Raw genomic sequence first — 13,637 nt, 5'->3', positions numbered from 1 at the left:
ACCCCCGGCACCGATGAGCGGGGACGTGACGGTGCCCGTCGATCCTGACCGGCCCGTCGACCTGGACCAACCCGTCGATCCTGACCGGGCCGACGGGCCGGTGCGGGCCGCTCGGGTGAGCCGCCCGTCCGTCTCGCCCAGGACCCCGCGCGCCCCCCGGGCACTGCGCCCACCCGCGCTGGACGCCGTGTGTGCCGCGGCCGTTGAGCAGGCCCGGGCCGCAGCCCTCGCCGAGGCCGACGATCCCAGTCTGGTCGGTGAGCATCTCGGTGCCGAGGCCGACGGCGAACGGCTTGTCCTGCACCGTTTCGCCTGCAGGTCACGCGCCTACCCCGGCTGGGTCTGGACGGTGGTGGTCACGCGCGCCTCGCGCATGCGCAAGCCCACCGTGGATGACGTGGTGCTGATGCCCGGCGAGGGGGCGCTGACCGCTCCGCAGTGGGTGCCGTGGTCACAGCGGCTGCGTCCCGGTGACGTCGGCGTCGGCGACCTGCTGCCGACCGCCGTGGACGACCCGCGCCTGACGCTGCGTCTCGGCGACATCGAGGAGTTCGTCGACACCGACGCGTGGCACGAGATCGGCCTCGGCCGTCCTCGCCTGCTGTCGGTGATGGGCCGCGACGACGCGGTGGCCCGCTGGTATGCCGGCGAGTCCGGCCCGGAGGCGTCCATTGCCCGGGTTGCCCCCGCGGCCTGCCGGACCTGCGGTTTCCACGTGCGTCTCGCCGGCGCCCTGGGGCAGGTGTTCGGGGTGTGCGCGAACGAGATGGCGCCGGACGACGGCCGGGTGACCGCGCTCGACCACGGCTGTGGTGCCCACTCGGAGGCACTGGTGGCGCCGTCCGCGCACCCGGAGTCGATCGTGTACGACGACGATCCGGGTGACGCGGAGTCCGCCGACCTGGAACTGGTCGGTGTTGCCGCGCATCCGCCCGGCTCGGTCCCGGACGATCCCGCCCAGGCCCCGGCCGGGGACGCCGCCGGCCCGGAGCCCTACGGCCACTCCTGACGCGGCTCCCAGCCGTCTCTTAGCGGCCGATACGGGGCGGCGATCCGCAGCCGGGCGACTCTTCGTCCTGGCCGATGATCCACTTGGCGTGGACGTGGAGTTCGACGTCGCCGGCGAGCTGTCCCCGGTGCCGGCTGTCGCCTGGACCCTGCCGTTGGAGGACTTCACCCGCGTGTTCACGACCACGGGCCTGGTGATCACCTGTATCCGGGAGCCGCATTTCTCCGAACGGCAGCTACGCGACGACCCGTGGTGAACCGAGCGCTTCATCTGCTCTCTGTTCATGCTGATCACGGCAAGCTGGACTACCTGAACCGGACCACTTGAAGACGCATTCCGTTGGGTGCGTCCAGCGTATCGTGGCGGTATGAGCGAGCCTGGCGTCGTCCCGTGGTGGGACGAGGAGGACTACCCGGCGGCCGAGCATGACGCCGACTGTCAGGCGATCGACGCGGCCTGGGCGGAGCCCGGGGAGAACATCCCGCTCGAGGTGGTGCTGGCCGAGTTCGGTGACACCGACCTGCTCGCCTCCTGAAGTGCTGACTCCGTGGCACCCTATAAGATCGAATTCCGTCCGGCTGCCTGGCGGGAGCTCCGGAAGATCCCGTAGCCGGCCCGGCGGCGCATCGAGGCGGCGATCGTCGGGTTAACCGATGATCCGCGTCCGGCCGGCTGCAAGGCCGTGGTCGGCCGTCCCGGGCACCTACGCCTGCGGGTCGGGGACTACCGGGTCATCTACCTGCCCCGTGATGCAGATCTCGTCATCGTCGTGGTCAGCACCGCTCACCGCCGTGAGGTCTACCACCGCTATTGATCCCACGATCGCACTTTTACAAAGAAATAGGTGTTTCCTTACCCGTCAGCTCCGCGCTGCCGGTGCGACGATCCCGTTCCGCCGGCTACTTCCATCTCACAAATTCAGTCAGTCTACACGCAAATTTTGAAGTCAATCTTGGGTGATGGGCTTGTGCGATGAGGAGCTGGCAGCCAGACCTGCGAAGCGGGTCGCACAGGGAGGCTGAAGCGCGGGCCGCGCTGACCCGGGGGAATTCACCGCCGGATCCGGATCCGTTTGGAGGCGGTGCCTGAGGTGCCAACCGGTTGGACACAGCGATGATCATATGGGGTGATCATATGGATGTGGATGCAGCCGGGATGTGGCTTTTCGGGCCAGGCCCGGCGCTTCTGGGAAGCCTCCGGAAGGGGGTGCCCACCCCTTGGTCGGGGTTCACCGGCCGGGGCATCCCTGACCGGGCCTGACCAGGTTCGTCCCCTCGGGATTCCCGGGGTTGGCCGGGCTTGCGGACGCTGGCCGGCTTCACCGGGAAGCGTCCGGGAAGATGGGTGGCGTGACCGGTACACCGACCGCACCCACCGTCCCGTCCACGCTACTTTCCGACGCTGTTGCGCCTGGCGCGACCGTGCAGCCCTACCGTGAGCTCGGGCTGACTGACGACGAGTATGCCCGTATCGTCAGCACGCTCGGGCGCACGCCGTCCGACGCCGAGCTCGCCATGTACTCGGTGATGTGGAGCGAGCACTGCTCGTACAAGTCGTCCAAGGTGCACCTGCGCCAGTTCCGCGACACGCCCGCGGGTGACCGGCTGCTCGTCGGCATGGGCGAGAACGCCGGGGTGGTCGCGGTCGGCGAGGGGCTTGCCGTCACCTTCAAGATCGAGTCGCACAACCATCCGAGCTTCGTCGAGCCGTACCAGGGCGCGGCGACCGGTGTCGGTGGGATCGTCCGCGACATTCTCACCATGGGCGCCCGGCCGATCGCCGTCCTCGACCCGCTGCGCTTCGGGGACGCCGACGCCCCCGACACCGCCCGGGTGCTGCCCGGGGTGGTCGCGGGCATCGGCGGCTACGGCAACTGTCTCGGCCTGCCCACGATCGGCGGAGAGGTCGTCTTCGACCCGTCCTACCAGGGCAATCCGCTGGTCAACGCGCTGTGCGTGGGAGTGCTGCCGGTCGGCCGGGTGCAGACGTCGGCGGCGACCGGGGTCGGCAACGCGGTCGTCCTGCTCGGCGCCAAGACCGGCCGGGACGGCATCGGCGGCGTGTCCGTGCTGGCGTCGGCGACCTTCGACGAGGGCGGCGGGCCGGCGCGCCGGCCGTCCGTCCAGGTCGGCGACCCGTTCACCGAGAAGATTCTCATCGAGTTCTGCCTGGAGCTGTTCGACCGCGGCTTCGTCGTCGGCATCCAGGACCTCGGCGGAGCCGGGCTGACCTGCGCACTGACCGAGACGACCGCGGCCGGGCTCGCCGCCGGCGGCCCCGGCGGGATGACGGTCGACCTCGATCGCGTCCCGCTGCGCGAGGCGTCGATGGCGCCGCACGAGATCCTCGCGAGCGAGTCCCAGGAGCGGATGCTCGCGATCGTCACCCCGGATGTGCTGCCCGCGGTGCTCGCGCTCGCCGAACGCTGGGGTGTGCTGGCTACCAGGATCGGCATGGTCACCGACAGTGGGCGCCTCGTCGTCCGCTGGCACGGTGAGGTCGTCGTCGACGTCCCGCCCGGCTCGCTCGCCGACGACGGGCCCGTCTACGACCGTCCGGTGCGCCGGCCGGCGGACCTCGACGCCCTGCGGCTGGACGACCCGGCGGCGCTGCCACGTCCGAGCACCGGGGACGAGCTGCGCGCGACCCTGCTGACGATGGCCGCCTCGCCGAACCTGTGCTCGAAGGCGTGGGTGACCGACCAGTACGACCGGTACGTGCAGGCGAACACCGTGCTCGCGCAGCCCGAAGACGCCGGGGTGATCAGGCTCTCGGAGGAGACAGGCCTCGGCATCGCGCTGGCCACAGACGGCAACGGCCGCTACACCCGGCTCGACCCGTTCGCGGGCGCGCAACTCGCCCTGGCCGAGGCGTGCCGCAACGTGGCCGCGGCCGGGGCCACACCGATCGCGGTGACCAACTGCCTGAACTTCGGCTCCCCCGAGGACCCGGAGGTCATGTGGCAGTTCGCCGAGGCCTGCCGGGGTCTCGCGGACGCCTGCCGCCGACTCGGCCTGCCGGTCACCGGCGGGAACGTGTCGTTCTACAACCAGACCGGCGCCACACCGATCAACCCGACGCCGGTCGTCGGCGTCCTCGGCCTGTTCGACGACGTGGCCCGGCGGGTCCCGATCGGCTTCGCGGACGAGGGTGATTCGCTGCTGCTGCTCGGGCAGACCCGGGAGGAGTTCGGCGGCTCCGAGTGGGCCTGGGTGACCCACCGTCACCTCGGTGGGCGCCCGCCCGCCGTCGACCTCGCCGCCGAGAAGCTGCTCGCCGAGATCCTGGTCGCCGGCTCCCGGGACGGGATGCTCACCGCGGCGCACGACCTCTCCGACGGCGGGCTGGCGCAGGCGCTGGTCGAGTCCTGCCTGCGGGGCGGGCACGGTGCCCGGATCGTCTTCCCGCGGGACGCGGACCTGTTCACCGAGCTGTTCAGCGAGTCGGCGGGCCGCGCGGTGGTGGCCGTGGCCCGCTCCGAGGAGCTGCGCTTCACCGACATGTGCGCCGCCCGCGGCCTGCCGTGTCGGCGCGTCGGTGTGGTCGACGGCGACACCCTCGAGGTCCAGGACGCCTTCACCGTCCCCCTGGCCGACCTGCGAACCGCCCACACCTCCACCCTGCCCTCCCTGTTCGCCACCCCCACCCCGACCACGTGACCCGCAGCGACCTGTGTAGCCCTCGGGCTCTGCCTGGCCCTTGACGGCCTAACCTCCCGCACGCCCCCGCCGCGACCCACCCGCGGGACCCGTAGGCCCCGGCCGTCCCCGGCGTAGGCGCGGTCAGAACATGACAAACGATGTGAATCCGGTGCCGTGGCCGCGACATCGGATTCACATCGTTCGACGAGCATGATGGGACGGGCGGGGGAAGGAGGACAGCGGCCCTGCCGGCAGCGGGTCGTCTCGATCGCCGAAATGACCACGTTCCTGCCGGCGAAGGCTTTCGAGTTCGCCGCCGAGGCGCAGGAGCTCCTGGAAGCCACACTGCCCGGTAACCATGTGGTGAAGGCCGTCGAACAGGGAACACGGTTCGTGATACGGCCAGAAGGGGCCGACCTGGAGCCGGAGCTCGTCCAGCTCTACGCGGATCGGAAAGATCTTGAAAAGGATCCGCTGAAGGGCCTGGTGAAGGCGGAACAGGAACGTCCGGCCGCGGGGTTGTGCGGGCTATGGTGACTCTGGGACCAGTCGGTATAGCGGCTTCCGGACTTTCGGCGGATCATCCTGACGCCGAGATCGATATTGCGCGGGAGGCGGAGGCCCTCGGCTACTCGACGTTGTGGCTGCCGGGCGGCCAGGGCAACAACCTGCCTGTCATCAGCCGCGTCGTGCGCGCGACGGAGCATATTCAGGTGGCCAGCGGCATTCTCTCGGTGGACGTGGTGCCGGCGCGCGAGGTGGCGCAGGCACATGCGGACCTCGAGAAATCATCGCCCGGCAGGTTCGTCGTCGGCCTCGGTGGCGCACACGGTGCCCGGCCGCTGCAAACGCTCAATTCCTACCTCGACAACCTCGACACCGAAGCCCCGGTGGTACCCGCGGCCGCACGAGTGCTTGCCGCGCTCGGCCCGGCGGTCCTCGCCCTTGCCCGCGACCGTGCCGCGGGTGCCTACCCCTTCCTGGTCACCCCGGAATACGTCGAGGGGGCGCGGGCGACGCTCGGCGCGAACTCGGCGCTGGCGGTGCTGCTGTCGGTCGTGCCCGAGACGGATCCCACCGCCGCACGGGCCGCGGCCGCCGAACCGCTGCGGTTCCTCGGCACCGTTCCCGGCTACCGGCGCAACTTCCTCCGGCAGGGATTCACGGAGCAACAGATCGCGGACGTCGATGACAGGCTCGTCGACGCGGTGACCGCGTGGGGGAGCCTCGACGCGATCGTCACCCGCGTCCGTGAATACCACGCCGCCGGCGCCGACCAGGTCGTCCTGCGCATAACCGCCGGCAACGATCCGTTCGAGGTCTGGCTCCGCCGGTTTGCCGAGGCGTTGCTCACCTGACGCGTTGCCACCCTGGCCCGGCTGTCCCGGCCCGGCTGGTCTGACCGGGTCCGGCTCCGGCTCCGGCCTGGCCGCCGGCCGGTCAGCCGGTCGCCGCGGCGGGCTGGTGCCGGGGGGGCCGGTGGGAGAGGACCGAGCGGAACATGGCCAGGCCGTCCGAGCCAGGGCCGGTCAGGAGCTCGACGGCGTGTTCGGGATGTGGCATCAGCCCGACGACCGTGCGCTGCGCGTTACAGATGCCGGCTATGTCGGCGACCGAGCCGTTCGGGTTCCCGCCGAGATAGCGGACGACGATCCGGCCCTCGCCCTCGAGCTCGGCGAGTGTCTCCGGGCTGGCCACGTAGCGGCCCTCGCCGTGCTTGACGGGGATGACCACCTCGTCGCCGGCGGTGTAGTCCGACGTCCACACGGTGGCGGCGTTCTCCACCCGCAGCGACTGGTCCCGGCAGACGAAATGCAGGCCGGCGTTGCGGGTGAGCGCCCCGGGCAGCAGCCCGGCTTCGCACAGCACCTGGAATCCGTTGCAGATGCCGAGGACGGGCAGCCCGTCGCGGGCCGCGTCCACGACCGCGCCGATGATCGGGGAGAAGCGCGCGATCGCACCGGCGCGAAGATAGTCGCCGTAGGAGAACCCGCCGGGCAGGACGACCGCGTCCAGCCCGGACAGGTCGGTGTCGCCGTGCCAGAGCGGGACGGCCTCGCCGCCGCCGAGACGGACCGCGCGGGCGGCGTCCCGGTCGTCGAGCGAACCCGGGAACGTCACCACGCCAATCCGTCGGGTGACCGCCGTCGCGTCGCCGAAGAGCTCGTGCTGGTCGATGCTCATGCAGCCTCTCTCTCGCCGCGCCGTCGCTTCCCAACGCTCTGCCGCTCCGAGCCTATCGGTGACCACCTGGCCGTTTTATGATCGCTGCCGCTCCCTCGGGAACCGCCCACCGCGTGGCCCTCCCGGTCCGGCTCTGCCTGTCCCGTTCGGGCTGCCGGCGCTTCGTGCCGATGCCCGGGAGCGTCGGACGCGGGTACTAGTAGACTGTCGCCGCTAATGTGTGGGGTATAGGTGGCGGAGTTTGGTGCGGGCGTCATCGGTGGTGAAGTGCCAGTTGACTTGGCGCTGGTTGGCGTTGACGGCTGTCTGCCAGGCGTCGAGTTCGGTGTTCAGGACGTCGAGGGTGTCGATGCGGCGGTCGAGGCATTGGCGGGTCAGGGCGGCGAGTTCGATTTCGGCGATGTTGAGCCAGGAGCCGTGTTTGGGGGTGTGGTGGATCTCGAGTCGTTGCGCGAGTGCGAACGCGACGGCCGGGTCGAAGGCCTCGTAGAGCGAGGAGATGTCGTGGGTGTTGAGGTTGTCCATGACCAGCACGACCCGTTCGGCGTCGGGGTAGTCGAGGGTGAGCAGGCGCCTGACGTGGTGTGCCCAGTCGATCCTGGTGCGCCGTGGGGTGGCCTGGACGCGGCGCCAGCCGGCGAGTGGCTCGACCCAGCAGAAGATCGAGCAGGTTCCGTGGCGCACGTACTCGGAGTCCTCGCGCCGGTCACGCCCTGGCGTGGCGGGGATCGGGTCGCGGGCGTGGGCCAACAGCTGGTAGGGCTTCTCGTCCATGCACACCACGGGCACGCCCCGGGTTGTGGGGCCGGGCGTAGACCGCCAGAACGTCTTCCATCCGCGCGGCGAACTGCGCGTTCGCCCTCGGTGGGATGGTCCAGCACTTCCTCAGATGAGGACGCCAACCTCGTTTTTTTAAGACCCGGCCGATGGTGGAATGGTCCAGGTCCGGGATGTCGGCGACCAGCGCGACGTGCTTTTCCAACAGCCGCAGCGACCAGCGTGCATAACCAGCCGGTGGCTGCGAGCATGCCAGCGCGATCAGTCTGGCCTCAACCTCGCCGGTCACCGGGGAAGGCACCGGGGGAAGCTCCCGTGCCTTCCGACCGATCGTGGCCCCCACATCCCCACCGGTCTCGGTGAACCGCTTCGCGACCAGCCGCAGCGTCTCACCCGAGACCCCGACCCGGACCACGAGTTCTTCTTGGGAGGCAACCGGGCCGACCGAGGTGTCCAACGCGAGCAGGACCCGCGCCCGCCGGATCATCGACGCCGGATGAACCCCCGTCGAGGTCACCCGAACCAACTCGTCACGATCAGCCTCGGTCAAGGTGACCGGCCACTTCTTCTGCGAACCCACGACACAGTCCTGACCGGCAGAGGGACGGGGAGACCTGCCAGACCCAACCCTCTCACCCAGACACAAGACACACCAGAACTAAGCAGCGACAGTTTACTAGCCTTGGCCCGTACCCGCCGTCAGGGCGCCGTCCCGCCGAACCCGAGGAGTACGCGATCGCCCGCCGACAGACCGTCCGTGTCCCTGTGCCGTCGTCCGCCGCGTCCGGTGCCGCCACCATCGGCCTGCCCGCCGGTGGCGCGGCGTTCGGAACCGGTGCGGGATCGGCCGCCGCCCGGCCGGAGCCGGGGGAGTTCCCGGCCGTTGGGCCGCGGTCCCCGTGCCCGTGCGGGTCGGGGCGCCGCTACAAGGCGTGCCATGGCGTGCGGCGGCGGCCCGCACCCGTTCTGCGGCCCTTCGCCGGCCGGGTCGACGAGCCGGATCTGGTGGCTCTGCGTGAGCTGGTGCCCAGCGCGACCGCCCCGCTGACGCTGGCCGCCGGTCACCTTCAGGAGCACCCTGAGCACGCCGGCCGTTCCATCGTGCTCGGCACGATGCTGCCGCAGGCCGTGCCCGCGCTTGTCCGGGACAATGGTGAGATCCTGCTGGCGATGCAGACCGGTATCGCCAGCGACGACGCGGGCGCGGACATCGCCCGCGCGTTGCTCGAAGCTCTTGACGCCGATCTCGGCACGCCCGTCATCCCGCGACCCGCCGCGGCGGGAAGTGCGCGTGGGGACGGCAGCCGGGCCGCTCCGACCCTGGCGGATCTGCTGGATCCCGCGCCGTTGGACATCACCGTCCACTCCGGGTTCACCTGGTGGCTCCCGCCGTCGGAGGACGGTGGCAGCCCGGATCCGCAGGTCGTGGCCCTGCTGGAGCGGGCGAACGCGGCCGTGGTCCCGACGGCCCGACTGACCTCGGTGGACGCGGCGTACTGGTGCCGTCCGGGGGAGCGGGCACATCTGCGCTGGGTCCAGCCGTACGACGAGGAGCCACTGCTGGACGCCCTCACCCGGCTCGCGGCGGCCAACAGTCTTACCGTGGGCGATGAATCCCGTTTTGTCGGTTCGCTCCGGGTGGACGGCCTGGTCGTTCCGGTATGGGATCTGGCGCCGGACGCTGACGCGGCGAGCTGCGAGGAAGCTGCCGCGACGCTGCGTGACCAACTGGAAAACGCGATTGCCGACCGCACCCCGCTCACCCCGGCGGAACGCCGGGTACGCGCCGGTGTGGTCGGCCGGACCCTCACCCTGCGCTGATGCCGCCCGGCCCGCCCGACGACCTGCCCGGAGCGCCAGGCGCCTCCGGCGCGCCCGGCTCGTCCGACCCACCTGGCCGGCCGGTGGCTGATGGGACCCGGCCGCCAGCGCCACGGGACGATCATGGTCGCACCGCCACCGCCACCGCCACCGATCGGTTGGAGCCGGCCGGTGGCATGTTCGACGTGGTCGTCGTCGGCGCCGGTCCGGCGGGGGCCAGCGCAGCCCGCGCGGCGGCCCGGGCCGGCGCCACCGTGTGCCTGCTCGAACGCGCCGAGTTGCCCAGGTACAAGACCTGCGGCGGCGGCCTGGTCGGCCTGTCGGTCGATCATGCCGGTGTCGATCCGTCGCGGCTGACCCGCGCGAGTGTCGACCAGCTCACGATCGCCCTCGACGGTCGGCTGACGCGCACCCGCCGGCGGCCGAGCCGGCCGATGCTGTCCATGGTGATGCGCGCGGAGTTCGACCAGGCGCTGGTCGAGTCGGCCCGCGCCGCCGGGGCGGTCATCCGGACCGGCACCCACGTCACGGGAATACGTGAACACGACGCCGGCGCCGGCCGTGACATCGCGACCGGCCGCGTCGCGGATGGTCACATCACGGACAGTCATGCCCTAGGCGATCATGTGGTGGTAGCGGTGCGCGGTGGCCCGGACGTCGTCGCGCGGGTCGTTGTCGGCGCTGATGGCACGTCCGGGCGGGTCGGTGCCTACGTCGGGGTCCGCCTCGACCAGGTCGACGTCGGCCTGGAGGGCGAGTTCCCGGTCGACGCCGCCATGGCGCGTCGCTGGGCCGGCCGGATGCTGATCGACCTGGGCCCGGTGCCCGGCTCGTACGCCTGGCTGTTCCCGAAGGGCGAGATCCTCACCGTCGGTGTGATCGGCTCACGGGACGACGGCGGCGCCCTGCGCTCCTACTACGCCGACATGGTGCGCAGGCTCGGCCTGGACGGCGTGACGCCGCTGCACGACTCCGGGCATCTCACGCGGGTGCGGGCCGCGGGCTCGCCGCTGCGCCGCGGCCGAGTGCTGGTCGCAGGGGACGCGGCCGGCCTGCTCGACCCGTGGACGCGGGAGGGGATCTCCTTCGCGCTGCGTTCGGGACGGCTGGCCGGGGAGGCGGCCGCGCGGGTCGCCGCCGGCGAGCCGCGTGCGCTGGACGACTACCCCCGCCAGGTGGAGGCGGTCCTCGGCCCCGAGATGGACGCCGGTCGTGAGGTGCAGGCGGTCTTCGTCCGCCATCCCGGCCTGCTGTACACGTTCCTGGCCGCCGTCCCGGGTGGCTTCGGCCTGTTCGGACGGATCGTGGCTGGCCAGACCACGGTGGCCAACCAGTTGCGCCGGCCCGGTGTCCGCACGCTGACGGCGGCCATCACCCGTTGAGCGCACCGGACACACTCGGGCAGGCCGCGGCCTGCCGGAAGCGTGCGGGCTGGCCGCCATCCGGCCGGCGCCGCGGGCTGGCCGGTCCCTACCGGATCTGCTGCCGGACCTCCTCGACCGGTTCCAGCGGTCGGGCGGGAATCCTGGCAGCAACGGGAGTCCCGGAAGCCTGGCCGGGCGGTTTTTGGCTTTCCAGTCCGAACCGTTCGGCGACCGCGCCGGCGATTTCCAGAAAAGCCTTCCTGGTCGCTTTCCGCATCTCCTCCAGGATGATGTTCCCGCCGACCGCCAGGTGCGGGTCGTAAGGTACCCGGACGACCCGGCGGGTACGGGCGGCGAAATGCTGTTCGAGCGCGTCCAGATCGACCGACTCCCGATTCACCGGGAAGGTCGAGATGACCATCACCGCGTTCTTCACCTGCGCGGTGTACCCGTGCGCGTCCAACCAGTCCAGGGTGGCGCTGGCGGAGGAACCGCCGTCCGCGCTGGAACTGCTCACGATCACCAGCGTGTCGGCGAGTTCCAGGATGGCGGGCATGGCGCTGTGCAGCATTCCGGTGCCACAGTCGGTCAGCAGGATCGAGTGGTAGCGTTCCAGAATGCCGTCGACGGCGATGTAGTCGGTGTCCGTGAACGCCTGGGACAGCTCCGGGGCGTTGGCGGAGGCGAGTACCTCCAACCGGCTGGCGGCCTGCGACAGATATCTGCGCACGTCCACGTAACGGCTCACCGAGTCGGCATTGTCGAGCAGGTCCCGGACGGTGTTCTCGGATGTCCGCGGTACCTTGGCCCCGAGCGTCCCGCGGTCGGGATTCGCGTCGATCGCCACGATCCGGTCTCCGCGCAGGCTGGCCAGGGTCGAGCCCAGCCCCACCGTGGTGGTCGTCTTGCCGACGCCGCCCTTCAGGGACATGACCGCGATCCGGTGGCAGTCGTTCAGGGGCGCGCCGATGTGCTCGACCAGCAGGCGGTGGCGGGCCTCGTCGGCGGAGGGCCCGGGGTTGATCTTTCCGCCGGAGACCCTGAAGAGAACTCTGCGCCAGCCCCGGGTGGGGACAGCCGGCCGGGCCGGCAGCAGCGCACTGGTCATGAGCCGGCCGGACGTACCGTCGTCCGTTGCCGGCCGTTTCGGTTCTCCGGGATTTCCGGGATTTCCGGTGGCGGTCGGACCGAACTCCGGACCCGGTGCGCGTGAATCGCTGTCGGGGCTCTCTCGGTTGTCCCGCTCCGCGGGGACTCCGGTCACCTGGAAGTCGTTGTCGGGCGGCCGCTGGCTGTTTCTCCCCGCGGGGTCGCCAGCAACGTGAAAATTGTTGTCGGATGGCCGTCGGCTGTTCTGCTGGCCGCTGGCCGCCGGCCGGGGGCTGGGCGGCGGCGCCGGATACTCGGTGCTCGGATAAGGACTGTCGGGGTACGGGAAAGCCGTTCCGGCCGGACCGGGGAACGGTAGGCCGGGCTCGGGCTGGTGCCCGCCGCGCGGGCGCTCGTCGTCCGGGAACAGCGGATCCCCACCGGGCGCTGTCGGGAACGGCGCGGTGGACGGCCCCGACGGCGGTTCGGCTGCTGGCGGCGGTGGCGCTACGGCTGCTGGCGGCGGTGGCGCTACGGCCGCCGGGTGCTGCGTGGACGCCGGCGTGTGCGGCGGCTGGTCCCGGTCCTGCTGCCCTCGTCCCCAGGGCCCCTGTTCCTGCCCTCGTTGGTCCTGCTCCGGGTGGTTCTGGCCGGGGAGCGGGGCGGCATGGTTGTGACCGACGTCCGGTGGCTCGGGAGGGCGCCGGGCCTCCCCGGGACGTTCCTCGTGCCGGAAGGGGACAGCGCGCGTGCGACGGTCGCCGGACGGGGGCGGCACGCTGGTGAAGGTGTCCTGGTCGAACAGCGGATCGTAGGTCGGTGGTTCGGACCAGGGCCGGCCGTTCGCGACCGGTGCGTTCGAGGCTGCCGCGGTCGGCGCCGGTGCGTTCGGGACCGGCGGGGTGCCGGCGCCGGCAGCACCCGTACCGGTGATGTCCTGCGTCAGCCCGCTCACGGACACGCCGGGTGCGCTCGACGGCGGTAGGCCCGAGGGCGGCAGGGACACCGTGGACGCGGACGGTGCTGTGGACACGGACGGCGTGGACGGTGTGGACAGCGACCGTGCGGATATCGGGGACGGTGTGGACGGGGCGGGCGGCGTGGACGCGGAGATGGGGGATGCCGGCGGCGCCGGCCGCGGACCGCCGCCGACCTGTGGCCCCCACGGGTCGACCAGCGGATTGGTGGACGGCCGGGACCACGAGCCGGCAGCGTCCCCACCGGCATCCCGGGGCCCGGTGCCGCCGACCACGGGTCTGTCAGCCGGGGGCCTGCCCGCCGTGCCGCCGCCGGCCGCGCTCGGGCCCGCAGCGACGTCGTCCGTCGCGGTGTACCTGTCCACCACGGCGAAACCGCCGGGTACACCGTCCGACGCCGGTCTGCTCGGGCCGGGAGAGCGCCAGGACGAGGACGACCGGTAGGCCACCTCCGGCCACGCGCTGGTGAGCGGGTCGAAACCGCGTTCGCCGCCAGGCGGCGCGACGGGCGGCGGCGTCGCCCGGGACGGTGACGGTGGCGGTGGTACCGGCGGCGGCCCGGCCGGCCCGGTGCCGGGGGAGCCGTTCACACCGGTGCGCGGCGGCGTGCGGCCGTTCATCAACTGCGGATCCCCGGTAGTGCCGGCCCATCGCCCGGGCTCCTGCCGTGGCTGCACGGTGTACGAGGTCTCCCTGGTGTATGAGGTCCCGTTCGAGGGCTCGTTGCCCGACTCGACCGGATCCGGCGGAGGGTAGGAGCGGGACGATGACGGTG

At 71.5% G+C, this 13,637-nt stretch carries 14 protein-coding genes and 1 pseudogene; 11 read left to right on the top strand and 4 right to left on the bottom strand.

The features are described from left to right. Positions 1 to 31: 31 nt before the first annotated feature. From FSYMDG_RS00785 to FSYMDG_RS00765, 7 genes are all read left to right on the top strand, one after another. Positions 32 to 1,009 carry a DUF3027 domain-containing protein gene (locus FSYMDG_RS00785; protein WP_347176552.1) on the top strand — a complete coding sequence of 326 codons (978 nt, stop codon included), beginning with the start codon at positions 32 to 34 and terminating at the stop codon, positions 1,007 to 1,009. Between the two features lie 88 nt (positions 1,010 to 1,097). Further along, positions 1,098 to 1,265: a hypothetical protein gene (locus tag FSYMDG_RS25555; RefSeq protein ID WP_157490954.1), complete on the top strand. Its 168-nt coding sequence runs from the start codon at positions 1,098 to 1,100 to the stop codon at positions 1,263 to 1,265. Between the two features lie 111 nt (positions 1,266 to 1,376). Further along, a complete protein-coding gene (locus FSYMDG_RS25550; RefSeq protein WP_013871723.1) occupies positions 1,377 to 1,544 on the top strand; it encodes a hypothetical protein in 168 nt (55 codons plus the stop codon). Positions 1,545 to 1,634: 90 nt separating this feature from the next. Continuing rightward, positions 1,635 to 1,823, top strand: a complete 189-nt coding sequence (locus tag FSYMDG_RS00780; RefSeq protein WP_202797695.1) for a type II toxin-antitoxin system RelE family toxin — start codon at positions 1,635 to 1,637, stop codon at positions 1,821 to 1,823. Between the two features lie 526 nt (positions 1,824 to 2,349). Continuing rightward, the gene (purL, locus tag FSYMDG_RS00775; RefSeq protein WP_013871722.1) at positions 2,350 to 4,668 is read left to right on the top strand and encodes a phosphoribosylformylglycinamidine synthase subunit PurL; all 2,319 of its coding nucleotides are present in this window, start codon (positions 2,350 to 2,352) and stop codon (positions 4,666 to 4,668) included. Between the two features lie 258 nt (positions 4,669 to 4,926). Then, positions 4,927 to 5,187, top strand: a complete 261-nt coding sequence (locus FSYMDG_RS00770; protein WP_043602697.1) for a hypothetical protein — start codon at positions 4,927 to 4,929, stop codon at positions 5,185 to 5,187. After that, entirely contained in the window at positions 5,181 to 6,008 is an 828-nt protein-coding gene (locus FSYMDG_RS00765; protein ID WP_013871720.1) for a TIGR03620 family F420-dependent LLM class oxidoreductase, read from the top strand. Before FSYMDG_RS00770 ends, FSYMDG_RS00765 begins: the two co-directional genes overlap by 7 nt. Before the next feature lie 82 nt (positions 6,009 to 6,090). Here the strand turns inward: FSYMDG_RS00765 and purQ are convergent, their stop codons facing one another. From purQ to FSYMDG_RS27705, 3 genes and pseudogenes are all read right to left on the bottom strand, one after another. Continuing rightward, positions 6,091 to 6,834: a phosphoribosylformylglycinamidine synthase subunit PurQ gene (gene purQ, locus FSYMDG_RS00760; protein WP_013871719.1), complete on the bottom strand. Its 744-nt coding sequence runs from the start codon at positions 6,832 to 6,834 to the stop codon at positions 6,091 to 6,093. A 213-nt stretch (positions 6,835 to 7,047) separates the two neighbouring features. Beyond that, positions 7,048 to 7,608, bottom strand: a complete 561-nt coding sequence (locus FSYMDG_RS27710) for an IS630 family transposase (protein WP_050803266.1) — start codon at positions 7,606 to 7,608, stop codon at positions 7,048 to 7,050. A 130-nt stretch (positions 7,609 to 7,738) separates the two neighbouring features. Continuing rightward, positions 7,739 to 8,191, bottom strand: a pseudogene (locus tag FSYMDG_RS27705) (helix-turn-helix domain-containing protein); the annotation flags it as partial. Between the two features lie 185 nt (positions 8,192 to 8,376). Between FSYMDG_RS27705 and FSYMDG_RS00745 the strand changes: the two are divergent. Both FSYMDG_RS00745 and FSYMDG_RS00740 read left to right on the top strand, forming a co-directional pair. Continuing rightward, positions 8,377 to 9,432, top strand: a complete 1,056-nt coding sequence (locus FSYMDG_RS00745) for a DUF5926 family protein (RefSeq protein ID WP_013871718.1) — start codon at positions 8,377 to 8,379, stop codon at positions 9,430 to 9,432. A 176-nt stretch (positions 9,433 to 9,608) separates the two neighbouring features. Continuing rightward, the gene (locus FSYMDG_RS00740; protein WP_043604332.1) at positions 9,609 to 10,814 is read left to right on the top strand and encodes a geranylgeranyl reductase family protein; all 1,206 of its coding nucleotides are present in this window, start codon (positions 9,609 to 9,611) and stop codon (positions 10,812 to 10,814) included. 88 nt (positions 10,815 to 10,902) lie between these two features. Here the strand turns inward: FSYMDG_RS00740 and FSYMDG_RS00735 are convergent, their stop codons facing one another. Then, entirely contained in the window at positions 10,903 to 12,840 is a 1,938-nt protein-coding gene (locus FSYMDG_RS00735) for an AAA family ATPase (protein WP_050803265.1), read from the bottom strand. Here FSYMDG_RS00735 and FSYMDG_RS27700 point away from each other — a divergent pair. Together FSYMDG_RS27700 and FSYMDG_RS27695 are read left to right on the top strand one after the other, a co-directional pair. Continuing rightward, a complete protein-coding gene (locus tag FSYMDG_RS27700) occupies positions 12,818 to 13,306 on the top strand; it encodes a hypothetical protein (RefSeq protein ID WP_043602689.1) in 489 nt (162 codons plus the stop codon). The genes FSYMDG_RS00735 and FSYMDG_RS27700 overlap by 23 nt on opposite strands. A gap of 21 nt (positions 13,307 to 13,327) precedes the next feature. Further along, on the top strand, positions 13,328 to 13,618 hold the full coding sequence (locus tag FSYMDG_RS27695) for a hypothetical protein (RefSeq protein ID WP_043602687.1): 291 nt from the start codon (positions 13,328 to 13,330) through the stop codon (positions 13,616 to 13,618). Positions 13,619 to 13,637 lie beyond the last annotated feature (19 nt).

This window comes from Candidatus Protofrankia datiscae (assembly GCF_000177615.2).
Taxonomy (GTDB): Bacteria; Actinomycetota; Actinomycetes; order Frankiales; family Frankiaceae; genus Protofrankia; species Protofrankia coriariae.
Note: the sequence above shows the minus strand (reverse complement) of the source record. Positions and strands in the feature narration are given on the sequence as shown.